Consider the following 24,210-nt stretch of genomic DNA (forward strand, 5'->3'; position numbering starts at 1 on the left):
CAGGCGCGCCGGGACAATCGCGCTTGGAGTATCCTGCCGCGATGTATCCGGTTGAAAACACAGACCCGCAGCTCAGACCCTGGGCGCCGCGGGCCCCGGCGCAACCGGCTCCCACTCCAGGAATTACCAGGACTCGCACACCATGATCCGCAGCATGACCGCCTTCGGCAACGCCCGAGCAGACTTAGAACAAGGCACTCTCGCCATAGAACTGCGCAGCGTGAACAGCCGTTTTCTCGACCTGTATTTCCGCCTGCCCGACGAGCTGCGCCACGTGGAAACGCCGCTGCGCGAGCTGCTGACGGCCAATCTTGCGCGCGGCAAGGTCGAAATTCGCGTGTCCTTTACCCGTGCCGCCAATACCGATCTGTCCAAGCTGGATCCCGCCTGGCTCGACAGCCTGGCCGAACAGCTGCAGGCCGCCCGCCGCATCATCCCGGACATCGCCTCTCCCCGGCTTGCCGAACTCTTCAACTGGCCTGGCCAGCGCGGCAACGATGCGCTGGATCCGCAGATCTGGGGCGCCGCCTGCTTGCAGGCCGCCCAGCAAGCGCTGACCCAGCTTCAGGAAGGCCGCGAGCGCGAGGGTGAGCGCCTGGCCGGCATGATGCGCGAATGCGCCGACGGCGTCGCGCGCGTGGTGGACATCGTGCAGGCGCATCTGCCGCAACTGCTGGCCGACCACCGCGACCGGCAGGCCGCCAAATTGCGTGAAAGCGTGGAATCCGCGTTCCCCGGCGGATTCACGCATATTTCCGGCGCCGAACTGTCTGAGCGCCTGTCCCAGGAGGCCAACCTCTTTGCCCTGCGCATCGACGTGGCCGAGGAACTGTCACGCCTGCGTTCGCACCTGGAAGAACTGCGTCATCTGCTCTCGGACGGCGGCGGCAAGGCGGCGGCCGGCAAGAAGAGCGCCGGCAGCGCGGGCAAGCGCCTGGACTTCCTGTTCCAGGAAATGAACCGCGAGGCCAATACGCTGGGCTCCAAGGCAGGCAGCATGGAAGTCACCCGCGCCGCCATGGACCTGAAGCTGCTGATCGAGCAGATGCGCGAGCAGGCGCAGAATATCGAGTAAGGGGCGCCCCGCCCCCCCGCTTTACCGGCTCTCGCCGATCGCCGGTTCGCCCCGCAGCGCCGAATCCAGGTATTGGCTGCGGGCGCGAGCGTCCGGAAAGCGCATGTCGCGGTAATTGACGAACCGCGAACCGCGCGTCAGCCGGTAGCCGGCCCAGATCAGCAGGAAAAGCGGAATGCCGATGTAGGTGGCGACGACGCCGCCCCAATCGATCCTGTCCTGCAGGAACGCCTGGTAGTTCTGCCCCAGCGTGATGATCAGGCACAGCACGAACGCGAAAATCGGTCCGAAGGGAAAGAACGGGGACACATAAGGCAGATCCGCGAGGCTGTTGCCCTGCTTCACGTAGCCGCGGCGGAAACGGTAGTGGCTGATGGCGATGCCCAGCCACGCGATGAATCCCGTCATCCCCGAGGTATTGAGCAGCCAGATATAGACGGCGTTGGGGCTGAAGATGAAGGTGAAAAAGCACAGCGCCGCCACGACGGTGGTGGCCAGCAGCGCCCACAGCGGCACGCCGCTGCGCGAAATGCGGCCAAAGATGCGCGGCGCCTTGCCTTCCCGGGCCAGGCTGTAGAGCATGCGCGTGGCCGCGTACATGCCGGAATTGCCCGCGGACAGCACCGAGGTCAGCACCACGGCGTTCATGACGGACGCGGCCCCCAACAAGCCGGCGCGCTCGAAGATCAGCGCGAACGGGCTGACGCTGATGTCCTCGACGTCGTTGCGCAGCAGGTGCGGATCGGTATAGGGAATCAGCAGGCCGATGACCAGGATGGCCGCCACGTAGAACAGCAAAATGCGCCAGAACACCTGGCGCACCGCGCGCGGCAGATTGCGCGCCGGATCCTTCGATTCGCCCGCGGCGATGCCGATCAGTTCGGTGCCCTGGAAGGAAAACCCCACCACCATGGCCACGCCGATCAGCGCGGCGAAGCCGCCGGCGAACGGCGCGTCACCCACCGTCCAATTGGCCAGGCCGCCCATCTCGCCGCCACGGATGATGCCCAGCAGCATCATCACGCCCATCGTGACAAAGGCCAGCACGGCGATCACCTTGATGAGCGCGAACCAGAATTCCGCTTCGCCAAAGCCGCGGGCGGACATGGCGTTCAGTCCGAATGTGATCGCCAGGAACAACGCGCTCCAGTAAAAGCCGGGCACGTCGGGAAACCAGTACGCCATGACGAGCTGCGCCGCCACCAGGTCGACCGCGACGGTCACCGCCCAGTTGTACCAATAGTTCCACCCCAACGCGAAGCCAAACCCATCCTCGACATAGCGCGCGCCGTAGGTTGAAAACGAGCCCGACACGGGCATGGCGGCCGCCAGTTCGCCCAGGCTGGTCATCAGGAAATACACCATGATGCCGATCAGCACGTAGCCCAGCAGCGCGCCGCCGGGCCCGGCCTTGGCGATGGTCGCACCCGACGCGACGAACAGGCCGGTGCCGATCGACCCGCCCACCGCGATCATGGTCAGGTGGCGCGCGGACAGCGTGCGCCGCAATTCGGACGGCCTGCCCGCCTGCGCGTTGCGCGTGCCGCCGGAGCGGCGGTCATCGTGTTCCGATGGAGCCAAAATGCGTTCCTTCACGTCTGGATGGCGCTCGCGCAACGCCGCGCGAACGCCCTGGGATTACCGGGCAACGCGCGAGAATAGCGCAATCGGCCCCGACATGAAAAATCGCGGGCTGCGGGGGACGGATCAGCCGTTCAGCCTTGCGGCAGCGGCCCCTTCATTGAAACGCTGTTTCCATGAACGTGCGCAACTTGCGCGAATGCAGCCGTTCGGGCGGCATGTCGCGCAGGCGCTCCAGCGCCCGGATGCCAATCTCCAGATGCTGGTTGACCTGACGCCGGTAGAAGGCGCTGGCCATGCCCGGCAATTTCAGTTCGCCGTGCAAAGGCTTGTCGGACACGCACAGCAAGGTGCCGTAAGGCACCCGGAAACGAAAGCCGTTGGCCGCGATGGTGGCCGATTCCATGTCCAGCGCAATCGCGCGCGACTGCGCAAAGCGTTCCACCAGATCGACGTGGTCGCGCAACTCCCAGTTGCGGTTGTCGATTGTGGCGACGGTGCCCGTGCGCATGATGCGCTTCAAGTCCCACCCGGACAGCCCGGCCACCTCTTCCACCGCCTGCTCCAGCGCCACCTGCACCTCCGCCAGCGCCGGGACCGGCACCCAGGTGGGCAGATCGTCGTCCAGGACATGGTCTTCCCGGACGTAGCCGTGCGCCAGAACATAGTCGCCCAACCGCTGGGAATCCCGCAGGCCCGCACAATGGCCCAGCATCAGCCAGGCGTGCGGGCGCAGCACGGCGATGTGGTCGGTGATCGTCTTGGCGTTGGACGGCCCCACACCGATATTGACCAGCGTGATGCCGGAATGATCGCCGCGCACCAGGTGATAGGCGGGCATCTGCGGCAGGCGCACCGGCTGGACTTCGTCGCCAGGACCGCTTTCGCCGCGCCGCGTGATGCGGTTGCCGGGCTCGACCAGCATTTCATAGTCTTCGTTGCCGCTGGCCATCAGGGCGCGTGCCCGGGCGCAGAACTCATCCACGTAGAACTGGTAGTTGGTGAACAGCACGAAATTCTGGAAATGCGTCGGCGCGGTGGAGGTGTAGTGCTGCAACCGGTGCAGCGAATAGTCCACGCGCTGCGCGGTGAAAGGCGCGAGCGGCTTGGGCTCGCCGTCCTTGCCGCGCCACGAGCCGTTGACGATGGCATCGTCCGTGACCGCCAGGTCCGGCACGTCGAACACGTCGCGCAGCGGACGCTTGAGCGCCTCGAGGTGCTCGCCCTCTACGTAGGCGCCCTCGGGAAAGGCGAAATGCAGCGGAATCGGCGAATCGGACTCGCCCACTTCGACCGCGACCCGATGATTCTGCAACAACTGGCCGACCTGCTCGATCAGGTAATCACGAAATAGCGCCGGCTGGGTGACAGTGGTCTGGTAATAACCCGGTTCGGCCACGTGGCCATATGAAAGCCGGGTATCGATGGGATCGTAGGTTTCCACCACGATGCGGATGGCCGGATAGTAGGCGCGGAACCGCGCGCTGCCGTTGCCGGTGCCCTTCAGGACCTCGCGGAACGCGGTACGCAGGAATGCGGTATTGCGCGCATAGATTTCAACCAGCCGGTCGACGGCGGACACGGCGTCCTGGAAGGGTTCGAAGGGCAAGGCCTCGGGCCGGTTCATGGAGGACAAAGGGTGCACTGCGTTCATCATTGAGCTTTACTCCGCCTTCTTATTTGTCTTGCCTGCATCCTCGGCCGCGCGCGGCGGCAACGCCGGCGGGCCGATGCGGTCGATTATGCCCGAGGCGATGGACATTGAAATGTCATGCGGCGTTATTGGCGGCCGCATCGTCGCCGCGCAGCCGCGCACGAGCCGGAACTAACGGCGCTGTTACGTCGCGCGGTGGGCGTGCGGTAACAGCGGGCGGCGGATTATGCTGCATTGCACTACAAATGTAATGAAACATTATTACACTATAATCATGAGGCGTTTCTTGCGTTCCGCCTGTAAACCGCTCCCCTTTCCGCCGGCTTGCCTATCAAGGCAAAGCCATGCCGCCCACTCCGATTTTTTGAAGTGACGTAATGACGCCGCCCACGCGAAAGTTTCGCTTTACCCAATTCCGCACTCCCGCTTTTCTGTCAGCGCCCCTCCTGGCCCTGACGCTGTCCTGGATTCCCGGCGCCGCCCACGCCTCGCTGGCCGCCGAACAAGCCCGCCCCACCCTCAGCGGCCTGCGCTTGGCGCAAGAGCCCACGGTCCTGACGCTGCGCGAACGCGTCGTGCAGGCCGGCCTGGAGGCGATCGGCACGCCCTACAGCTGGGGCGGCGATGATGCCGACGGCTTCGATTGCAGCGGACTCGTCCTGTACGTTTTCCGTGAAATCGCCGGCCTGGAGCTGCCCCGCACCGCGCGCGCCCAGCGCAGCGAAGGCAAGACCGTCTCGGCCAAGAAGGAATTGCGCCCCGGCGACCTGGTGTTCTTTGCCACCCGCGGACGCGGCGTGACGTCCCACGTCGGCATCTATATTGGCCAGAACAAGTTCGTCCACGCGCCGCGCCGCGGCACGAAAGTCCGGGTCGACGACATGAAGACCGCCTACTGGTCCAAGCGCTACCTGGGCGCCCGCGCCTACCTGGATACCCCGCCCAAGCAGTTGCTGGCCCAAGCGTCGCGCTAAGCGCGGGGCCGTTGGACGGCGTCTGACCGGCGCCGGGGGAGATCAAAAAAAACGCCGGCATGCGCATGCCGGCGTTCTCGTGGCTGGCCGTCCTGGCCAAGCGTGCCGCCCAGCCGGTTCAGCCCCGGCCCACGAAGGGCATGTTGGTGGCCATGAGCGTCATGAACTGCACATTGGCATCCAGCGGCAGACGGGCCATCGCGGCGACCGCCTGCGCCACGTGAGCGACGTCCATGCGCGGTTCCACCTTGGTGCTGCCGTCCGCCTGCAGGATGCCGGCGGCCATGCGCTCGGTCATTTCAGTGGCGGCGTTGCCGATGTCGATCTGGCCGCACGCGATGTTGTACGGGCGGCAATCCAGGGAAATCGACTTGGTCAGCCCCGTCACCGCATGCTTGGTCGCGGTATAGGCGATGGAGAACGGCCGGGGCGCATGCGACGAAATCGATCCGTTATTGATGATGCGACCGCCGCGCGGATGCTGCGCCTTCATGATGCGGATTGCCGCCTGCGCGCACAGGAACATGCCGGTCAGGTTGGTGTCCACGACCTCGCGCCACACGGCAACCGGCAATTCCTCGATCGGCACGGCCGGAGCGCCCCGCCCCGCGTTATTGAACAGCACGTCCAGGCGGCCGTATTCGCGCTGGGCGGTGTCGAAGAGATCGCGGACCGCCTGCTCGTCGGACACGTCCGTGGGCACGACCAGCGCCCGCAGCCCGTCCTCGCCCGCCGCCGTGCGGGTGGCCTCCAGCGGCTCGCGCCGGCGGCCAGCCAGCACGACCCGGTAACCCTGCGCCAGGAATTCCAGCGCGACTGCGCGGCCTATGCCGGTACCGGCGCCCGTGACCAGGGCGACGCGGGGCGGATCGATCTCGTTCGTGTTCATCGGATTCTCCGTCTTATGAATGCGCGAAATCCTACCCGAATCGCTTTACGGATGCTGCAAGCGAAGGTTCCAAGCGCAACACACTTTCAACATTCCGGCGCGCGCGGCCACCCGCGCGATTTGCTATTCTTCGAGTCTCAGCATCACACGCCGGTCACATTCATTCATGCACGCCACTCCCGGAAACGTCTTCATGGTCGTCGCGCCCAGCGGCGCCGGCAAATCCAGCCTCGTAAAGGCCCTGCTTGCCCAAGACCCCTCCATCCTGCTCTCCATCTCCTGCACCACGCGCGCTCCCCGCCCCGGCGAGGAAGACGGCCGCGAATACCGGTTTGTGTCGCTGGACGATTTCAAGCGCATGCGTGAAGGCCAGAACCTGCTGGAATGGGCAGAGGTCCACGGCAATTTCTACGGCACGCCGCGCGACCGCATCGACGAGGCCACCGCCCAGGGACGCGACGTGCTTCTGGAAATCGACTGGCAAGGCGCGCGCCAGGTAAAGCAGCGTTTTCCCCGCGCGATCGGCATTTTCGTGCTGCCGCCGTCCATCGACGAGCTCGAAAGCCGCCTGAAGGCGCGCGGCCAGGATGAGCCGCACGTGATCGCCCGCCGGCTCATGGCGGCGGGCGGCGAAATCGCCCACGCGCCTGAATGCGAATATGTTATTATTAATCAAGAATTTAGCGTAGCCCTGTCGGAGCTGACCCAAATCGTCAGCGCCGCACGGCTGCGCTTTTCGTCTCAGGCCGCCCGCCACGCTCAGTTGTTTGCGCAACTTGGCATCCCGGCCGAACACTGAGCCGAACGCATTCTCTCCATCATCCATCAGCACCAGGTGTCCTAATGGCTCGCATCACTGTCGAAGACTGTCTGAATCAAATCCCCAACCGTTTCAAGCTCACGCTGGCCGCGACGTACCGCGCCCGTGAATTGGCGCAAGGCCACGCCCCGCGCCTGGACAGCAAAGACAAGCCCACGGTCACTGCCTTGCGCGAAATCGCTGGCGGCCTCACCGGCGTTGAAATGCTGCGTAAAGTTCCCACCTGACACTCTCCGGGGGGCTGCAAGCATGGCTTTTCCCGGGCTGAAGTACGCTTCATCTGGTCTGCTTGCCGCACTGCGTGCCGGCTCCCGTCTTGGGCGCCGCACGGGCAAGAAAGACAAGAATTCCCCTACGCCACAGTCCGTCGCCGCGCAAGAAGCGGCGGACGTGACCGGATCTCCGGTCGCCTCGCTGGCGCCGCTGACCGAAATCATCGGCAGCTATCTCGACAAGAACGATGTTGAGCGCGTGCGCGAAGCTTATCGCTTCGCGGACCAGGCGCATCTTGGGCAATTCCGCGCCAGCGGTTCGCCCTACATCTCTCATCCCATCGCCGTCACCGAAATCTGCGCAGGCTGGAAGCTCGACGTCAACGCGCTGTCTGCCGCCCTGCTGCATGACGTAATGGAAGACCAGGGCATCGCCAAGCACGAGCTTGCCGAGAAATTCGGGCCGGAAGTCGCCGAACTGGTCGATGGCCTGTCCAAGCTTGATCGCCTGGATTTCGCCACCAAGGCCGAGCAACAGGCCGAGAGCTTCCGGAAAATGCTGTTGGCGATGGCGCGCGACGTGCGCGTCATCCTCATCAAACTGGCCGACCGCCTGCACAACATGCGCACGCTGGACGCGGTCAATCCCGAAAAGCGCCGCCGCATCGCGCGCGAAACGCTGGATATCTATGCGCCCATCGCGCATCGCCTTGGCCTGAACCTGCTGTTCCGCGAGCTGCAGGACCTGTGCTTTGCCGCGATGTACCCGAATCGCTACCAGGTCCTGTACAAGGCGGTCCTGGCGGCGCGCGGCAATCGCCGCGAGGTCATCACCAAGATCGCCGATTCCGTGCGCGCCGCCCTGCCCGCCGCCGGCATCGAAGCCGAGGTCAGCGGCCGCGAAAAAACCCTGTTCGGCATCTACCGCAAGATGGTCGACCAGAAGAAGTCTTTCTCGGACGTGCTGGACATCTACGGGTTCCGCATCGTGGTCCATACGCTGCCCGAGTGCTACCTGGCGCTGGGCACGCTGCATCAGCTGTTCCGCCCGGTGCCCGGCAAGTTCAAGGACTACATCGCCATCCCCAAGGTGAACGGCTACCAGTCCCTGCACACCACGCTGGTAGGCCCCTACGGCACCCCGGTGGAATTCCAGTTCCGCACGCGCGACATGCACCATGTCGCCGAGGAAGGCGTGGCGTCCCACTGGCTGTACAAGGGCGCGGACCTGACGCTCAATGACCTGCAAAAGCGCACGCACCAGTGGCTGCAGTCGCTGCTGGACATCCAGAGCCAGACCGGCGATTCCGGCGAATTCCTCGAGCACGTCAAGGTCGACCTGTTCCCGGACGCGGTGTACGTGTTCACGCCCCGCGGCAAGATCATTTCCCTGCCCCGCGGCGCCACGCCCGTCGACTTTGCCTACGCCATCCACACCGACATCGGCAACCAAGCCGTGGCGGCCAAGGTCAACGGCGAATTCGTTCCGCTGCGCACTGAACTAAGCAGCGGCGACACCGTCGAGATCGTCACGTCGCCGGCCTCGCGTCCCAATGCGCAATGGCTGAACTATGTGCGCACGGGCCGCGCACGCTCGGAAATCCGCCACTACCTGCGCACGGTCAAGTACGAAGAGTCCGTGGCCTTCGGCGAGCGGTTGCTGGCCCAGGCCATGCAGGAACTGCACATGCCGCTGCCCGCCACCGACGACCCCGGCTGGCAAAAGCTGGCGCGCAGCACCGGCGCCAGCTCGCGCGAGGAAATCCTGGCCGACATCGGCCTGGGCAAGCGGCTGGCCGCGGTGGTTGCCCGCCGTTTCGCGCCGGAACATCAACTGGTCGCCACCACGGCGGCGGCGGTGGACGAACTGACCTCGGCGCGCAGCGCCCCCATCCTGATCCAGGGCAACGAAGGCCAGGCGGTGCAACTTGCGCCTTGCTGCGGCCCGCTGCCCGGCGACCCGATCGTGGCCGGGATGCGCATGGGTCATGGGCTGGTGGTGCACACGGCAGATTGCCCCGTCGCGTTGCGCCAGCGCCTGCGCGAACCCGAGCGCTGGATCAACGTGGGTTGGGATGCGCAAACGGCCAAGCACCTGGCCACGCGCCTGGACATCGTCACCCGCAACGAACGCGGCGTGCTGGGCCGGCTGGCGGCGGAAGTCACCGCGGCCGATGCCAACATCGTGCATGTCACGATGCACGACGACGCCGTCGCCACCGTGTCGCTGCACCTGACCATCCAGGTCGACAGCCGCAAGCACCTGGCGCAGGTCATTCGCGCCATCCGGCACGTGCCGCAAGTGCAGAAGATCGTCCGCGTGAAGGGTTGAGGCGAGGCCCCAAGCAAAAAGCGTCCGGCTATAAACCGGACGCTTTTTTCTTTTCAGGTCACGTGCTGCAGGAAGTCCTTCAGACGCTGGCTGGGCGGATTGCTCAGCAGTTCTTCCGGCGGCCCGTCATGGGCGATTTTGCCCGCATCGATGAAGATCAGCCGGCTGCCGACCTTGCGCGCGAATTCCATCTCGTGCGTCACGACCACCATCGTCATGCCCTCCTCGGCCAGATCGCGCATGACCTTGAGCACCTCGTGGCGCAGCTCGGGGTCGAGCGCGGACGTGGGCTCATCGAACAGCATCAGCTTGGGCATGATGGCCAGCGCGCGGGCGATGGCCACGCGCTGCTGCTGCCCGCCCGATAGTTCGGCTGGATAGTGCTTCATGCGTTCGGCCAGGCCCACCTTGGCCAGCAGGCTCTCGGCCAGCTCGCGCGCCTCGGCCCGGCTTTGGCCGCGGGTGTGGACCGGTCCGAACATGACGTTTTCCAGCGCCGTCATCTGCGGGAACAGATTGAACTGCTGGAACACCATGCCGGCTTCGCGCCGGATCTCGCGCACCGTCGCCGCATCGCCCTTGACGCTCAGACCGTCCACCAGCAGATCGCCGTCGTTGATCGTCTCCAGCACATTGATGCAGCGCAGGAAAGTGGACTTGCCCGACCCGGACGGCCCGACCACCACCACGACCTCCCCGGCATCGATGTTGAGCGAGATGTCGTTCAGCACCGTCGAGTCGCCAAAGCGCTTGGTGACGTTATGAAATTCAACCATGCTCATATGATGCGCATCCTCTTTTCGACCAGATGCAGGGTCAACGCCATCAGGCCCGTGAGGATCAGGTAGATGATCGCCACCGCGGACCAGATTTCGACCGCCCGAAAGTTGCTGGCCATGATTTCCTGCCCTTGCCGGGTCAGCTCCGCCACGCCGATCACGATGAACAGCGAGGAATCCTTCAGGCTGATGATGCACTGGTTGCCCAGCGGCGGAATCATGCGCCGAAAGGCGACCGGCCCGATGATGTGCAGCAGGATCTTGTAAAAGGGCAGGCCCATTGCCTGCCCTGCTTCCTTCAGCCCCTTGTGGACCGACAGCAGCGATCCGCGCACGATTTCCGAGATGTACGCCCCCGAGTTGATGATGAGGGTGGCGATCGCCGCGAATTCGGCGTCTACCCGGATGTCCGCCAACAGCGGCAGCGCAAAGTAGATGAACATGACCTGCACCACGATCGGCGTGCCGCGGATGACCGCGACATACACCTGCGTGATGCCCGAGAGCACCGCGTTCCCGTAGGCCCGCGTCACGCCCGAAAGCGCGCCGAGCAGGAAACCGCCCGCCAGGCCCCAGAAGGTGATCTTGATGGTCATGAGCGTACCCGTCAGCAGATTGGGTAACGCGTCCTCGATGACAGCCCAGTCAAACTCCACGATCTTCCCCCAATGGCGCGCGCGGGCGCGCCCACATCATGGCGGACGCGCCCGCGGCAAGGGTGGCGGCTGTCGCCGCGCCCTTGACCGCGGTTCAGGCGGCGCGTCCTTAGAAAATGCCGCTTGCCCAGCCGGTCAGGGCTTCTTGCCGAACCACTTGGTGTAGATCTTGTCGTACTCGCCGTTGGCCTTCAGCGTGGCGAGCGCCTTGTTGACCTCGGGCACCAATTCGCTGCCCTTGGGGAACGCAATGCCGTAGAAGTCGCCGCTCTTGACCGAGCCGACCACCTTCACGCGGCCCTTGCCCGCGGTATTGGCGTAGTACTGGACGTTGGGCGTATCGTGCACGGCGGCGTCGACGCGGCCGGTTGCCAGTTCGAGATAGGCGTTGTCGATGTTCGGGAACAGCTTGAGCTTGGCGTCGGGCACCTGCGCCTTCAGGAAGTCCACCGTCGCCGTGCCGGTCTTGACCGCAACGGTCTTGCCGGCCAGGGACTTGGCGTCCTTGATGTCGGTGTTCTTTTCGCCGACCAGGATGGCCAGGCCGCTTTCGTAGTAGGGATCCGAGAAATCGATGACCTTCTTGCGATCGTCGCGTATCGTGATACCGGCCAGCGCGGCATCGATGTTCTTCGTTTGCAAGCCGGGAATGATGCCGGCGAAGTCCATCGGCTGCAGCTTGTACTTGAGGTTGAGTTCCTTCGCGATGGCCGCCCACAGGTCCACGTCGAACCCGACGTAAGTGTTGCCCTGCTTGAATTCGAACGGCACGAAAGCGGTATCGGTGGCCACCACCAATTCCTTGCCCTGGGCCTGCACGGCGGAAGCGGCGCCGAACAGGGTCAGCGACAGGCCCACCATTGCGGCGGCGACTTTACGTTTGATCATGAAACTCTCCTCTTGGGGAGCGCAGGGCACCCCGGGCTTGTTGTAAGGGCATGATTCCTGGGTCGCGCCGGGATCGCCAACGCAACTTACCGACGATCTTAACGCAACAATCCACGCCCCGGCGGGTGGCGGACCCCTTACAATCCGCGAGACATCCGGAGGTTTTCGATGGCCTACAAATATGTGCGCATCGCTGGAAACCGCCGCCAGGTCGGCCTGGCGCTTGGCAAGCTGGCCCGCCCCATCATGGGGACCTATCTGGACCAGAGCGGCACCTGGAGCGCCCTGCGCCCGTGGCGCGGCCACCCCTTCGTCGATGATCTGGCCCAACAGGCGCAGGCTGCCCTGCCGCAGCTATGGGAAGAACTTGAAGGTCTGGCTGAAGGCTTGCGCATGCCGGTCAGCGACGTGCTGCTATGGCATTGCCGGGGCGATCTGCTGCACAGCACCACGGATGGGTGCACGTCGGTCGCCATGCGGGCGGCAGACGGATCGCGCTGGATCGGCCACAACGAGGACGGCGATCCGTTTCTGTATGGCCGCTGCCATCTGGTGGATGTCGCGCTGGACGATGCGCCCGGCTATCTGAGCTTCTATTACCCGGGCTCGCTGCCCGGTCACACGTTTGCCGCCAACCGCGCGGGCCTCGTGCAAACCATCAACAACCTGCGTACCCGGCAGCGGCATGCGGGCGTACCCCGAATGTTCCTGGCGCGGGCCGTGCTGGACTGCACGACGGTCGACGAGGCCGTCACGCTATTGCGCGAGCAGCCCCATGCTGGCGGATTTCATCATCTGTTGGGCGCGGCCGGCGATGCGCGTATGCTCAGCGCCGAGGTGACGCCGGGATCGGTGTCCATCCAGGAAGTCGGCCGGCGCTACGGCCATGCCAATCACATGGTGCACGCCGCCACGCGAGGCCAGGCGCAGCTCGTCACCGACTCGTCGCGGGCGCGGCAGAACCGGATCGAAGGCCTGGTGGATGGGTGGTTGCCGGAATCGACCCACGCCGACATGCTTGCCGCCCTGCTCGATACCCAGGGCCAGCTGCCGATCCTGCGCACGGCAAAGGACGACCCCGACGATGAGAACACGCTGGCCACGGCGATGTTCGAAATCACCGATGAGGCCGTCGTCCTGCGTGTTTACGACCGCCATGCGCGCGCGGATATCGCGCTGGACGTGATGTCCGATCCCGAATGAACGGGACCGGACATCGCGGCGGGCATTACTGCGCGCCGTAGCCGCCGCCTCCCGGCGTTTCCACGACGAACACATCGCCCGGCCGCAGCTGCGCGCTGTCCTGGGGACCGAGTTCCTCGATGGTGCCGTCCGCGCGTTCAACCGTATTGCGGCCCATGGCGCCCGGCTGGCCGCCAGCCAGGCCGAACGGCGCGTAACGCCGGTTGTTCGACAGGATGGCCGCGGTCATGTCTTCCAGGAAGCGGATGCGGCGCACGCCGCCGTCACCGCCCGGATACCGGCCCGCGCCGCCCGAGCCCTTGCGGATCTCGTAGGACTCCAGACGCACCGGGAATCGGAACTCCAGCACTTCCGGATCGGTCAGGCGCGAGTTGGTCATGTGCGCCTGCACCACCGATGTACCAGCAAAGCCCTCGTCGTGCGGACCGGCCGCGTCGATACGGACCGGACCGGCGCCAGTGCCGCCCGAAATGGTCTCGTAGTACTGATGACGCGCATTGCCGAACGTGAAGTTGTTCATCGTGCCCTGGCTGGCGGCCAGCACCCCCAACGCCCCGTACAGTGCGTTGACGATGCACATGGAGGTCTCCACATTGCCCGCGACCACCGAAGCGGGCGGGTTCGGGCGCAGCATCGACCCTTCGGGCAGGATGATGGTCAGCGGCACGAGGCAGCCGTCGTTCAGCGGGATGTCGTCATTGACCATCGTGCGGAACACATACAGCACCGCGGCCACGGCAATCGCACCGGGCGCGTTGAAGTTGTTGTCCAACTGCGGCGACGTGCCCGTGAAATCCACCACGGCGCTGCGCGCCTCGGTATCCACACGCACCGCCACGCGGATGACCGCGCCGTTGTCCAGCGGGTACTCGTAGCTGCCGTCCTTGAGCACCGAGATCACGCGACGCACCGCCTCTTCGGCGTTGTCCTGCACGTGGCCCATGTAGGCGCGAACAACCTCCAGGCCGAAGTGGTCGCACATGCGCAGCAGCTCTTGCACGCCCTTTTCGTTGGCGGCGATCTGCGCGTGCATGTCGGCGATGTTCTGGTCCGGATTGCGCGCCGGCCAGCGGCCCGACCCCAGGATCTCGCGCGCGGCCTCTTCGCGGAACTCGCCGTTCTTGACGAGCTGGAAGTTCGTGAACAGCACGCCTTCGTCTTCGACCGTCTTGGAGTCCGGCGGCATGGAGCCCGGCGTGGTCCCGCCGATATCGGCATGGTGGCCGCGCGATCCCACATAGAACAGGATCTCGCGCCCCGCCTTGTCGAACACCGGCGTGATCACCGTGACATCAGGCAGGTGCGTGCCGCCGTGGTACGGGTCGTTCACCACGTACGCGTCGCCCGGCTGCATCTTGCCGGCGTTGGCGTTCATGACCGTGCGCACCGATTCGCCCATGGAACCCAGATGCACGGGCATGTGCGGCGCGTTGGCGATCAAGCGCGCCTGCGCGTCGAAGATGGCGCAGGAGAAGTCCAGACGCTCCTTGATGTTGACCGAGTACGCCGTGTTCTGCAGGCGGTAGCCCATCTGTTCGGCGATCGACATGAACAGGTTGTTGAACACTTCAAGCATGACGGGGTCGGCTTGCGTGCCGACCTTGCGCTGCTCGGGACGCGCCTCGACGCGGCGGATCACGAAGTGGTCCTGCGACGTCAGCTCCGCCTGCCAGCCCGGTTCCACGATCGTGGTCTGGTTGGGCTCGGAAATGATGGCCGGTCCCGCGACCACGTCGCCACCAGCCATGTCTTCACGCACGTACAGCGGCGTATCGCGCCAGGCGCCCGCGCTGTACATGCTGACCACGCGGCGAGCCGCCAGCGCGCCCATGCGGGTGCGCGACGTGGCCGCTTCGCCCACGCGCTCGCCGCCGCCCGTGGCCTCGACCGAAATGGTCTCGACCACCAGCTCGCGGTTGGGCATCAGGAACGAATAGCGCTGGCGATAGGCCGCCTCGAAGTCGCTGCGCGCCTGCGCCAGATCCGAGAACGCCACTTCCAGCGCGGTGTCGGTGCCGCGATACTTCAGGTGCAGGCGGCGCTGCACGGAGATGTCAGCCTCGGCCACATGCTGGCGGCGCAGTTCGCCAACCGCCTGGTCGGCCAGGACATCCAGTTCCGCTTTCAGCTCGCCCATCAGGGACGCGTCCAGCACCTTTTCGACGGTCTTCTGGCGCATGTCCGTCTGATCCGCCAAGCCCATGCCATAGGCCGACAGCACGCCGCCCAGCGGGTGGGCAAAGACGGTCGTCATGCCCAGCGCGTCCGCCACCAGGCAGGCATGCTGCCCGCCCGCGCCGCCAAACACGGTCAGCGCGTATTCGGTCACGTCGTGGCCGCGCTGCACCGAGATGCGCTTGATGGCTTCGGCCATGTTGCCCACCGCGATCTGCAAAAAGCCCTCGGCCAGCTGCTCCGGCGACATCTCGCGGCCGGTGGCCGCAAGCACTTCAGCGGCCATGGCGGAAAAGCGTTCGACCACGGCGTCGCGATCCAGAGGCTCGTTTGCCTCGGGGCCAAACACGTTCGGGAAGAATTCGGGTTGAATCTTGCCCAGCAGCACGTTGCAGTCCGTGACGGCCAGCGGGCCGCCGCGGCGATAGCACGCCGGGCCAGGATTGGCGCCCGCGGAATCGGGCCCGACGCGCAGTCGCGCGCCGTCAAAATGCAGGATGGAGCCGCCGCCGGCCGCGACCGTGTGAATGCTCATCATGGGCGCGCGCATGCGCACGCCGGCCACCTGGGTTTCGAACTCGCGTTCGAACTCGCCTGCGTAGTGCGACACATCGGTGGACGTGCCGCCCATGTCAAAGCCGATCACCTTCGGAAAGCCAGCGATTTCGCTGGTCCGAACCATGCCCACGATGCCGCCGGCCGGACCGGACAAGATCGCGTCCTTGCCGCGGAAACGGTGGGCATCGGTCAGGCCGCCGCTGGACTGCATGAACATGAGGCGGATGCCGGGCAGTTCGCCGGCCACCTGGTCCACGTAGCGCTTCAGGATGGGCGACAGATACGCGTCCACCACGGTCGTGTCGCCGCGCGAGACGAACTTGATCAGCGGGCTGACCTCGTGCGATACGGACACCTGCGTGAAGCCGATCTCGGCGGCGATGCGCGCGGCCTGCTGCTCGTGGGCGGTGGCGTGCCAAGCGTGCATGAACACAATGGCGACGGCGCGGATGCCGCTGTCGTACGCAGCCTGCATGTCCTGGCGCAGGCTGGCTTCGTCCAGCGGACGAATCACCTCGCCGTCGGCCGCCACGCGCTCGTCCGCCTCGACGACCGATTCGTACAGCATCTCGGGCAGCAGCACGTTGCGGTCAAAGAGCCGCGGGCGGTTCTGGTAGGCGATGCGCAAGGCATCGCGGAATCCACGCGTCGTGACGAGCAAGGTGCGCTCGCCCTTGCGCTCGAGCAGCGCATTGGTGGCCACCGTGGTGCCCATCTTCACGCACTCGACCTGATCGGTGGGTACGGGCTGTCCGGGTGCGATGCCCAGCAGCTTGCGGATGCCGGCAACGGCCGCATCGCGGTATTGCTCGGGGTTTTCCGACAGCATCTTCGCCGTGGTGGTCGTGCCATCGGGGCGTCGCGCCACGATGTCGGTGAAGGTGCCCCCACGGTCAATCCAGAATTGCCACTTCATAGGTATCCTCGAAAACAAGAGACCGCCGCAGCGCGTTCGGCCGCGGTCGGGTTGCGGATGGATCGGGGCCCTGCCCCGGATGTTGGATTCAGAGAGAGGTCGCGGCCCTGGCCGCCTGGTCATACAGGCCGGAAAGCGCGCGCAGCGTGTGCGCCAGTTGCCGGCTGAATTCAAGACCGCCCCCGCCCGGGCCGTCCAGGCCGGCGGTCAGGCATTGCTCGCGGATTTCGCCGTAGCGCTTCAGGATCGCCGCGCCGTCGGGGGTGACGCTGTAGAAGACTTCCTTGCTGCTGCGCTCGCCGCGCACCACGCCAAGACGTTCCAGCTTTTTGAGCGCATAGCTGACGATATGGGTGTCTTCGACATTGAGCGTGAAGCAGATATCGGCCAGCTTCTTCGGACGCTCACGATGGTAGACATGGTGGAACACCATCACGTCGGTGGGCGTCAGGTCGGGCAGACCCGCCGCAGCCATGCATCGCACCGTCCAGCGGTCGAAGGCGTGGCTGGCAATCATGAGCCCGAATTCCACTTCGGACAGGTCGGGCGCGCTGCCGCCGGCAAGATGTGCCGACGACGCTATCAAGGTGGGGCTCATAAGGGCGCAAGCGAAGATTAATTGGATGAAATACTAATAATTTATCTATATTTCATCAATAAAAAATGGCAGCGGACGGCAAAAAATCCCTCGTTTCGAGGGAATACCCCTAGCGATTAAGGCCGCGGTAAAGCCGTCAGGGCGCGTTCCACCCCATGGGCAGATTGGCCCGGATCATCCAGCCGGCAATCGAAATGCGCGCCGCGATCTCGGGCATGGCGTCGCCCGGCCCGAACCAGCGCGCGTCTGCAATTTCGTCTTCCTGGACCCGGATGTCGCCAGAGACGTAGTCCGCGGTGAACGCGACCATCAGCGAATGCGGAAACGGCCACGGCTGGCTGCCGAAGTACTGCAGGTTGCCGACTTTCAGCCCGACCTCTTCGAAGACCTCGCGATGGACAGTCTGCTCGATGCTTTCGCCGGGCTCGACGAAGCCGGCCAGCGCGGTGTAGCGGGCAGTCGGCGCGTTGGCGTGACGCGCCAGCAGAATGCTGTCGCCTTTGCGGATCAGCACCATCATCGCCGGCGAGATGCGCGGGTATGCGGACAGGCCGCACGCCGGGCAGCGCAGGCAGAATTCGTGCGCAACACGTTCGGCAGGCGTGCCGCAAGCGCCACAGAACCGGTGGGTTCTCGCCCATTCGGCGATTTGATAGGCGCGGCCGGCCAGCGCCATGCCTTCGTCGTCGAACACGCCGAACAGCGAGCGCAGTTTCTTGAAGGCGTAACCCTCGGGCGCTTCGAGGCCGGGGTCAACACAGACCGTGCGATACGGCGACCCCGCCTGCATCCAGACCGGCTGCAAGGCCGAGGCGCCAAGCCCGATGCGTTCACACAACGCCGAATCCGGCAACACGCTGGACGACACCTCGACCAGCAATTCATCACGGCGAAAAACGAAATTCACACGACCCTCTTCGGCGCGTCATCGATCCCGCAATCTTAGAAGAAAAACGCGCTGACAGCCGGTCTGCGCGCCGCACCAGGCGTGGACCTCGCGGCGTCATTGAACCTTCAACCAATGAACAACATTCCCTTCCTAGGAATTACCCGTAAAACGCCGATTTACCGCGCTTTGTTACCGCACAGCAACATAGAATGGCACGGCGCTCGGGCGGCGCGATGCCGCGCCGCGCATGCTTTTTTTCGCAATGCCTATCGGGTCAGACCCGACTTCACCATTCGCAAAGAAGGACCACCATGTACAAGAAAATCTCGCTGCTCACCGGCAGCATCGTCCTGGCATTCAGCGCGGGCGCACAGGCCCAGACCAAGTGGGACCTCCCCAGCGCCTACCCGGCGAGCAACTTCCACGTCGAGAACCTGACGACCTTCATCAAGGACGTCGACTCGCTGTCGCAAGGCAAGCTCAAGATCACGCTGCACAACAATGCCTCGCTGTACAAGGCGCCGGAAATCAAGCGCGCGGTGCAAGGCAACCAGGCCCAGATCGGCGAAATCCTGCTGACCAACTTCGCCAACGAAGACCCGATCTACGAACTGGACGGCCTGCCCTTCCTGGCCACCGGCTACGACGCATCCTTCAAGCTGTACCAGGCCCAGAAGCCGTTCCTGGAAAAGAAGCTGGCCTCGCAAGGCATGACCTTGCTGTACGCCGTGGCATGGCCGCCCCAAGGCATCTTCGCCAACAAGGACATCAAGCAAATCAGCGACATGAAGGGCCTGAAGTGGCGCGCCTACAGCCCGGTCACGGCCAAGATCGCCGAACTGGTCGGCGCGCAGCCCGTCACCGTGCAGCAGGCCGAACTGGCGCAGGCACTGGCCACGGGCGTGATCGATTCGTACATGTCGTCGGCGTCCACCGGCTACGACACCAAGACGTACGAGTACATCAAGAAGTTCTACGACACGCAGGCCTGGTTGCCCAAGAACGCCATCATCGTCAACAAGAAGGCGTTTGACGCGTTGGACCCCGCCACGCAGGAAGCGCTCAAGAAGGCTGCCGCGCAAGCCGAAGAGCGCGGCTGGAAGCTGTCGCAGGAAAAGAACAAGTGGTATCAGGCCGAACTGGCCAAGAACGGCATGGAAACCATCCAGCCCACGGTTGAGCTCAAGGAAGGCCTGAGCGTGATCGGCAAGCGCATGCTGGACGACTGGCTCAAGAAGGCTGGCGCGGACGGCCAGGCCATGATCGACGCCTACAAGAAGCAGTGATATCGCCATGCGCCGTTTTCTAGATAACCTGTACGGCGCGGCCGGCCTTCTGGCCGGCCTGTGCACGATAGGTGTACTCGTCTCGGTGCTGGCGGCGATCATCGCCCGCCAGCTCAGCTTCAACATTCCCGGCACTGACGCCTATGCCGGCTATTTCATGGCCGCCGCGGGCTTTCTTGCGCTGGCCAGCACGTTCAAGCACGGCGAGCACATCCGTGTGACGCTGCTGCTCAATTCGCTGAATCCCGCTGGCAGCCGCCGGCTGGACATCTTCGCCTTGGCCGTGGGTTGCCTGCTGGCCGCCGCCTTCGCCTTCTTCAGCGTCAAGCTCACCTACGACTCCTGGCTGTTCAACGACATTTCCACGTCGAACGACGCCACGCCGCTCTGGATCCCGCAAACGACCATGGCCGTGGGCACGATCCTGTTCTTCATCGCACTCGTCGACGAACTGGTCCGCCGTTCGCGCGGCGTCGCCGCCGCAACCTCGCAGCAAACCCATGAATGAACTTCTCGTCATCACCTTATTGGTCGTCTCGATCTTCGTCCTGCTTGGATGCGGGGTCTGGGTCGGCCTGACCCTGGCGGGCACCGCCTGGATCGGCATGGAGATCTTCTCCAGCCGCCCGGCCGGCGACGCCATGGCCGTCACGATCTGGGGCGCCTCGTCCAGCTGGACGTTGACCGCCCTGCCGCTCTTTCTGTGGATGGGTGAAATCCTGTTTCGCACACGGCTTTCCGAAGACCTGTTCAAGGGGCTTGCGCCCTGGCTGAACCGGTTGCCGGGGCGCCTCTTGCACACGAACGTGATCGGCTGCGCGATTTTCGCGGCCGTGTCGGGCTCGTCGGCCGCCACGTGCGCGACGGTGGGCAAGATGACCATCCCCGAGCTGACCCGCCGCGGCTACCCCGAGGATAAGATTCTCGGCACGCTGTCAGGCGCCGGCACGCTCGGTCTGCTGATCCCGCCCTCGATCATCATGATCGTGTACGGCGTGGCGGCGGACGTGTCCATCGCCAAGCTGTTCATCGCCGGCATCATTCCGGGCATCCTGCTCGCGCTGCTGTTCAGCGGCTACATCGCCTGGTGGGCGATCCGCAATCCCGGCGAAGTGCCGGCGGCGGATCCGGGCCTGACGTTCATGCAGAAGCTGTCACGCTCGCGCCATCTGATTCCGGTGCTGCTGCTGATCGGCGCGGTGCTGGGCTCGATCTACACCGGCATCGCGACGGCCACGGAAGCGGCGGCAGTGGGTGTGGTGGGCGCGCTGATCCTGTCGGCGCTGCAGGGATCGCTTAACGGCTCCACGTTCAAGCAGTCGCTCCTGGGCGCCACCCGCCTGTATTGCATGATCGCGCTGATCCTGGCGGGCGCCCAGTTCCTCACGCTGGCGATGGGCTACATCGGCCTGCCGCGCGCGTTGGCGGAATGGATTGGCGGACTTGGTCTGTCGCAGTTCGGCCTCATCATGGCGCTGATGGTGTTCTTCATCATCCTGGGTTGCTTCCTGGACGGCATCTCGATCGTGGTGCTGACCATGGGCGTGCTGCTGCCGACGGTGCAAGCCGCCGGCATCGACCTGATCTGGTTCGGCATTTTCATCGTGTTCGTGGTGGAAATGGCGCAGATCACGCCGCCAGTGGGGTTCAACCTGTTCGTGCTGTCCGGCATGAGCGGGCGTGAACTGCCCTACATCGCGCGCGCCTCGCTGCCGATGTTCATCCTGATGATCGTGGCCGTGCTGCTGCTTTATGTGGCCCCTGGCATCGCCACCTGGTTGCCGCTGCACATGACGCTGTAACGTCGCGCCAACGCCACAAAAACCCCGTTCCGTGAACGGGGTTTTTCTTTTCCGTCCGTCCGTTATTCAGGCGGTGCGCGCTTGCCGGCCTGTAAACCCGGGAAAACGCCGAATCTTTTCGATATTCCGCGCACGTCAACTTTCTTAGAATCCCCAGGCGTTCCTGTGCGGCACCGGCAGGACGCAACCCTGCAAAGCTGGCTGCTGCTCCGGACCCGCGCCCATTCACGGCGTCGGTGCAGCGGCCAGGCGTCCGGAAAATCGCCGGGCGCGGCAAGCCACGCCACAAGCGCGGCGCAACCATAAATCAGCTACACCTGGAGGAGTCCAACATGAAACGCATCACCCTCTCGCTGGCGGCAGCCGGCCTCGGCCTGGCCACCGGCGCGGCCAACGCTGAAACCAGCGTCACCCTGTACGGCATCGCCGACGTCAGCATCCGCTACCTGAGCACCAGCTCCGGCTCCGTTGGGCAAGACGGCAGCCGCATCAGCATGGAAAACGGCGCCATCTCCAACAGCCGTTGGGGCCTGCGCGGCTCGGAAGACCTGGGCAATGGCAACCGCGCCTTCTTCCGCCTGGAGAACGGCATCAATCTGCAGAACGGCAATGGTTCCGATCCGTCCAAGGCGTTCAGCCGCCTGGCGTACGTTGGCCTGGACGGCGGCAGCATCGGCACGCTGACGCTGGGCCTGCAGAACACGCCCATGTTCGACCTGCTTGCCGACTACTTCGACCCGCTGACCGTCGGCAACTACGAGCAGAACGCCTGGCTGCCCGCCGCCATGTCGCGCGTGCGCACCAACAACATGACCAAGTACGCCAACACGTTCGGCAACCTGTCCGTCGTGGCGTCGTGGGCCAACGGCGAAGACTGGGACGACCGCAAGGCCGGCCAGCAGTACGGCGCCAGCCTGCGCTACACGATCGGCCAGCTCGGCCTGGGCGCGGCCTGGCAGCAAACCTACGCCGCCACCGATTCCGACGAACGCCAGCGCGCCTGGAACCTGAACGCGTCCTACCAATTCGAATCGGCCAAGGTCTTCGCGGGTTACTTCAACGGCCGTGACGAAACCGGTTGGGTCAATGGCGTCATGGGCGGCACCACCACCGCCAGCCTGGACCGCAAGGACAACGGCTACTTCGCCGGCGTGACCTGGCAAGCCACCCCGCGCTGGGCCATCACGGGCGCGGCCTACTACGACCGCAGCGAGAACGTGGTCGTGGAAGGCGACAAGGGCAAACGCTACGCGCTGGTCGCCGTGGCTGAATACTCGCTGTCCAAGCGGTCCCAACTGTACGGCACCGTCGACTGGAACAAGGTCAGCGACGCCGCCAGCGGCGAAATCGCAGGCAAGAGCAACCAGCTTGGCGCAGCGGTGGGGTTCAGGCACATTTTCTAAACCCCGGGTGTCTGATACCCATGTAACGCCGTCTTCCGTCCAAGATGGCGCCCAAGGTTGTCAGACACCCCCCTCCCCCTTGATCGCCGCCTGGACCACGGCGACAATCCCACGCGTGCCTTGCCGTTTTCCGTGGAATGTCCCCGGCCCCGCGCGTTCATCGCCATACTCCGCGGCGCCGCTTCCTCACCATGAACCGGGCCCGCCGTATGAGTCTTCTCGATGCCTGCGCGCTTGTCCCGCTTGACCGCCTGCGGCGGACGGCATGGACGGCCATGGCGGTGACGGTCAGCGTGCTGCTGGCGGCCTGTTCATCGCCGGTGCAGCTGATGCCCACGCCGGTCAAATTCACGACCGGTCAGGTCGATCCGTTCGCGCACAAGGCCGCGGCCGACACCACCGCCATTCCCCTGCTGTACGCCACCAACCGCGCCGTTTTTCTCGAATCGCGCCAACCCTTTTATTCGATCTTTCCCAGCGACACGCTGCGCCTGGGCGTGGCCAAGGTGCAGATCGGCGACGGCACATTGGACTGGGATCAGTTGCGCCAGTTGTCCACGTCGGGCAGCCAGCGCGGCCGGCCCGTGCTCAGCCTGGAGCGCATGGAAGAGCTGGTTGCGCTAGGCCCGCAAAGCGACGCGGAAAGCTCGCCCGAGGCGCAGGCTTATTTCGCGCTCATCAACGACGCCTTGGCGGTCAGCCGGCACCGCGACCTGATCATCTACGTGCATGGCTTCAACAACGCCGTATGGCGCGGCACCGCGCAGGCCGCCCAGTTCCATCACTTCACGGGGCGGCAGGCCGTGGTGCTGGTGTTTCTGTGGCCTTCGGCGGCCAGCCTGCTTGCCTATGCCACCGACGTGCGCGCGGCGCGGCAGTCCGTGCCCGCGTTTGCCCGTCTGATCGAGCTGCTTGCGCGCAACACGAACGCCGAGCACATCAACGTGCTTGCCTTCAGCGCCGGTGCGCGCATTGCCAGTGAAGGACTCGCGACGCTGGCCCAGCCGAAGAACGGCGAGACCCGCGAGGCGCTGCGGGCACGCTTGCGACTGGGACAGATCTATTTCGCGGCCCCGGATGAAGACACGTACCGCTTCGTCACCGACCTGCGCCAATACATCGACCTGACCGAACGCGTCAGCCTGGGCGCCAACCTGGACGACCGCGCCCTGCGCTTTGCGGCGCGCCACCAGCGCGCGTCCCGCGCAGGCCGGCCCAGCGCCGACGACCTGACCGAGGAGCAGGTCCAGTTCATCAACGCCGCCTCGCAGCAGTTGAACTTCGACATGATCTGGGTGGATCCCCGGGCCATTCCGGACCTGAACCGGCGTGAGCACAGTTTCTGGTTCGGCAACGCCTGGGTCAGCAGCGACGTCCTGATGCAGTTTCTGTGGCACAAGGCCCCGGCCGAACGCGGCCTGCAAGAGGGCTATACGCAGCAAGGAATGCGGTTCTGGACGTTTCCGCCCGATTACGACCAGCGCGTCAAAGCCTTGATGCTCACGCGCTGAGGGGGGACG

At 64.9% G+C, this 24,210-nt stretch carries 20 protein-coding genes; 11 read left to right on the top strand and 9 right to left on the bottom strand.

Annotated elements, in window-relative coordinates; translation table 11 throughout:
* Positions 1-142: 142 nt before the first annotated feature.
* On the top strand, positions 143-1,075 hold the full coding sequence (locus HV786_RS08440; protein ID WP_056317471.1) for a YicC/YloC family endoribonuclease: 933 nt from the start codon (positions 143-145) through the stop codon (positions 1,073-1,075).
* A gap of 21 nt (positions 1,076-1,096) precedes the next feature.
* Here the strand turns inward: HV786_RS08440 and HV786_RS08445 are convergent, their stop codons facing one another.
* Complete coding sequence (locus HV786_RS08445) at positions 1,097-2,656, bottom strand: amino acid permease (RefSeq protein WP_128829416.1); 1,560 nt, start codon at positions 2,654-2,656, stop codon at positions 1,097-1,099.
* A 157-nt stretch (positions 2,657-2,813) separates the two neighbouring features.
* A complete protein-coding gene (locus HV786_RS08450) occupies positions 2,814-4,313 on the bottom strand; it encodes an AMP nucleosidase (RefSeq protein ID WP_420809632.1) in 1,500 nt (499 codons plus the stop codon).
* 374 nt (positions 4,314-4,687) lie between these two features.
* On the opposite strand from HV786_RS08450, the gene HV786_RS08455 reads away from it, so the two are divergent.
* Positions 4,688-5,284 (top strand): C40 family peptidase, encoded by a 597-nt coding sequence (locus tag HV786_RS08455; RefSeq protein WP_056317465.1) that lies wholly within the window; start codon positions 4,688-4,690, stop codon positions 5,282-5,284.
* Between the two features lie 118 nt (positions 5,285-5,402).
* Here HV786_RS08455 and HV786_RS08460 read toward each other — a convergent pair whose 3' ends face one another.
* Entirely contained in the window at positions 5,403-6,173 is a 771-nt protein-coding gene (locus tag HV786_RS08460) for an SDR family oxidoreductase (RefSeq protein ID WP_056317463.1), read from the bottom strand.
* 166 nt (positions 6,174-6,339) lie between these two features.
* Between HV786_RS08460 and gmk the strand changes: the two genes are divergently transcribed.
* From gmk to HV786_RS08475, 3 genes are read left to right on the top strand one after another with little or no spacing between them, the layout of a single operon-like run.
* Positions 6,340-6,972 carry a guanylate kinase gene (gene gmk / locus HV786_RS08465; protein WP_128829417.1) on the top strand — a complete coding sequence of 211 codons (633 nt, stop codon included), beginning with the start codon at positions 6,340-6,342 and terminating at the stop codon, positions 6,970-6,972.
* 44 nt (positions 6,973-7,016) lie between these two features.
* Positions 7,017-7,220, top strand: a complete 204-nt coding sequence (rpoZ, locus tag HV786_RS08470; RefSeq protein ID WP_006219679.1) for a DNA-directed RNA polymerase subunit omega — start codon at positions 7,017-7,019, stop codon at positions 7,218-7,220.
* Positions 7,221-7,242: 22 nt separating this feature from the next.
* Positions 7,243-9,537 (top strand): RelA/SpoT family protein, encoded by a 2,295-nt coding sequence (locus HV786_RS08475; RefSeq protein WP_128829418.1) that lies wholly within the window; start codon positions 7,243-7,245, stop codon positions 9,535-9,537.
* A 53-nt stretch (positions 9,538-9,590) separates the two neighbouring features.
* Here the strand turns inward: HV786_RS08475 and glnQ are convergent, their stop codons facing one another.
* The 3 genes from glnQ to glnH form a co-directional block, all read right to left on the bottom strand.
* A complete protein-coding gene (gene glnQ / locus HV786_RS08480) occupies positions 9,591-10,319 on the bottom strand; it encodes a glutamine ABC transporter ATP-binding protein GlnQ (RefSeq protein WP_128829419.1) in 729 nt (242 codons plus the stop codon).
* Complete coding sequence (gene glnP / locus HV786_RS08485; protein WP_056317451.1) at positions 10,316-10,972, bottom strand: glutamine ABC transporter permease GlnP; 657 nt, start codon at positions 10,970-10,972, stop codon at positions 10,316-10,318. Before glnP ends, glnQ begins: the two co-directional genes overlap by 4 nt.
* 135 nt (positions 10,973-11,107) lie before the next feature.
* On the bottom strand, positions 11,108-11,860 hold the full coding sequence (gene glnH / locus HV786_RS08490; protein ID WP_128829420.1) for a glutamine ABC transporter substrate-binding protein GlnH: 753 nt from the start codon (positions 11,858-11,860) through the stop codon (positions 11,108-11,110).
* Positions 11,861-12,028: 168 nt separating this feature from the next.
* Here glnH and HV786_RS08495 point away from each other — a divergent pair, with 168 nt between their 5' ends.
* The gene (locus HV786_RS08495; protein WP_128829421.1) at positions 12,029-13,063 is read left to right on the top strand and encodes a C45 family autoproteolytic acyltransferase/hydrolase; all 1,035 of its coding nucleotides are present in this window, start codon (positions 12,029-12,031) and stop codon (positions 13,061-13,063) included.
* A gap of 25 nt (positions 13,064-13,088) precedes the next feature.
* Here the strand turns inward: HV786_RS08495 and HV786_RS08500 are convergent, their stop codons facing one another.
* From HV786_RS08500 to nudC, 3 genes are all read right to left on the bottom strand, one after another.
* Positions 13,089-16,712 carry a hydantoinase B/oxoprolinase family protein gene (locus tag HV786_RS08500; RefSeq protein WP_128829422.1) on the bottom strand — a complete coding sequence of 1,208 codons (3,624 nt, stop codon included), beginning with the start codon at positions 16,710-16,712 and terminating at the stop codon, positions 13,089-13,091.
* 88 nt (positions 16,713-16,800) lie between these two features.
* The gene (locus HV786_RS08505) at positions 16,801-17,310 is read right to left on the bottom strand and encodes a winged helix DNA-binding protein (RefSeq protein ID WP_128829423.1); all 510 of its coding nucleotides are present in this window, start codon (positions 17,308-17,310) and stop codon (positions 16,801-16,803) included.
* Positions 17,311-17,446: 136 nt separating this feature from the next.
* Entirely contained in the window at positions 17,447-18,217 is a 771-nt protein-coding gene (gene nudC / locus HV786_RS08510) for an NAD(+) diphosphatase (protein WP_128829424.1), read from the bottom strand.
* A gap of 293 nt (positions 18,218-18,510) precedes the next feature.
* Between nudC and HV786_RS08515 the strand changes: the two genes are divergently transcribed.
* The 5 genes from HV786_RS08515 (at position 18,511) to HV786_RS08535 (ending at position 24,201) form a co-directional block, all read left to right on the top strand.
* Entirely contained in the window at positions 18,511-19,485 is a 975-nt protein-coding gene (locus tag HV786_RS08515; RefSeq protein WP_056317437.1) for a TRAP transporter substrate-binding protein, read from the top strand.
* A 7-nt stretch (positions 19,486-19,492) separates the two neighbouring features.
* Entirely contained in the window at positions 19,493-19,993 is a 501-nt protein-coding gene (locus tag HV786_RS08520) for a TRAP transporter small permease (RefSeq protein ID WP_056317434.1), read from the top strand.
* Positions 19,986-21,287 carry a TRAP transporter large permease gene (locus HV786_RS08525; RefSeq protein ID WP_128829425.1) on the top strand — a complete coding sequence of 434 codons (1,302 nt, stop codon included), beginning with the start codon at positions 19,986-19,988 and terminating at the stop codon, positions 21,285-21,287. The genes HV786_RS08520 and HV786_RS08525 overlap by 8 nt, the downstream gene beginning before the upstream one ends.
* Positions 21,288-21,619: 332 nt before the next feature.
* The gene (locus HV786_RS08530; protein ID WP_128829426.1) at positions 21,620-22,690 is read left to right on the top strand and encodes a porin; all 1,071 of its coding nucleotides are present in this window, start codon (positions 21,620-21,622) and stop codon (positions 22,688-22,690) included.
* Between the two features lie 209 nt (positions 22,691-22,899).
* On the top strand, positions 22,900-24,201 hold the full coding sequence (locus HV786_RS08535; protein WP_158216732.1) for an alpha/beta hydrolase: 1,302 nt from the start codon (positions 22,900-22,902) through the stop codon (positions 24,199-24,201).
* Positions 24,202-24,210 lie beyond the last annotated feature (9 nt).

This window comes from Achromobacter mucicolens, assembly GCF_902859725.1.
Lineage (GTDB): Bacteria > Pseudomonadota > Gammaproteobacteria > Burkholderiales > Burkholderiaceae_B > Achromobacter > Achromobacter mucicolens.

Bases quoted from the DNA above. Each gene is read 5' to 3' on its own strand.
- HV786_RS08520 (WP_056317434.1), top strand. From the start codon at position 19,493: ATGCGCCGTTTTCTAGATAACCTGTACGGCGCGGCCGGCCTTCTGGCC.
- glnH (WP_128829420.1), bottom strand. From the start codon at position 11,860: ATGATCAAACGTAAAGTCGCCGCCGCAATGGTGGGCCTGTCGCTGACC.
- HV786_RS08460 (WP_056317463.1), bottom strand. From the start codon at position 6,173: ATGAACACGAACGAGATCGATCCGCCCCGCGTCGCCCTGGTCACGGGC.
- HV786_RS08500 (WP_128829422.1), bottom strand. From the start codon at position 16,712: ATGAAGTGGCAATTCTGGATTGACCGTGGGGGCACCTTCACCGACATC.
- HV786_RS08455 (WP_056317465.1), top strand. From the start codon at position 4,688: ATGACGCCGCCCACGCGAAAGTTTCGCTTTACCCAATTCCGCACTCCC.
- HV786_RS08475 (WP_128829418.1), top strand. From the start codon at position 7,243: ATGGCTTTTCCCGGGCTGAAGTACGCTTCATCTGGTCTGCTTGCCGCA.
- HV786_RS08525 (WP_128829425.1), top strand. From the start codon at position 19,986: ATGAATGAACTTCTCGTCATCACCTTATTGGTCGTCTCGATCTTCGTC.
- HV786_RS08440 (WP_056317471.1), top strand. From the start codon at position 143: ATGATCCGCAGCATGACCGCCTTCGGCAACGCCCGAGCAGACTTAGAA.
- glnQ (WP_128829419.1), bottom strand. From the start codon at position 10,319: ATGAGCATGGTTGAATTTCATAACGTCACCAAGCGCTTTGGCGACTCG.
- HV786_RS08515 (WP_056317437.1), top strand. From the start codon at position 18,511: ATGTACAAGAAAATCTCGCTGCTCACCGGCAGCATCGTCCTGGCATTC.
- HV786_RS08530 (WP_128829426.1), top strand. From the start codon at position 21,620: ATGAAACGCATCACCCTCTCGCTGGCGGCAGCCGGCCTCGGCCTGGCC.
- HV786_RS08535 (WP_158216732.1), top strand. From the start codon at position 22,900: ATGAGTCTTCTCGATGCCTGCGCGCTTGTCCCGCTTGACCGCCTGCGG.
- rpoZ (WP_006219679.1), top strand. From the start codon at position 7,017: ATGGCTCGCATCACTGTCGAAGACTGTCTGAATCAAATCCCCAACCGT.
- gmk (WP_128829417.1), top strand. From the start codon at position 6,340: ATGCACGCCACTCCCGGAAACGTCTTCATGGTCGTCGCGCCCAGCGGC.
- HV786_RS08505 (WP_128829423.1), bottom strand. From the start codon at position 17,310: ATGAGCCCCACCTTGATAGCGTCGTCGGCACATCTTGCCGGCGGCAGC.
- HV786_RS08450 (WP_420809632.1), bottom strand. From the start codon at position 4,313: ATGATGAACGCAGTGCACCCTTTGTCCTCCATGAACCGGCCCGAGGCC.
- HV786_RS08495 (WP_128829421.1), top strand. From the start codon at position 12,029: ATGGCCTACAAATATGTGCGCATCGCTGGAAACCGCCGCCAGGTCGGC.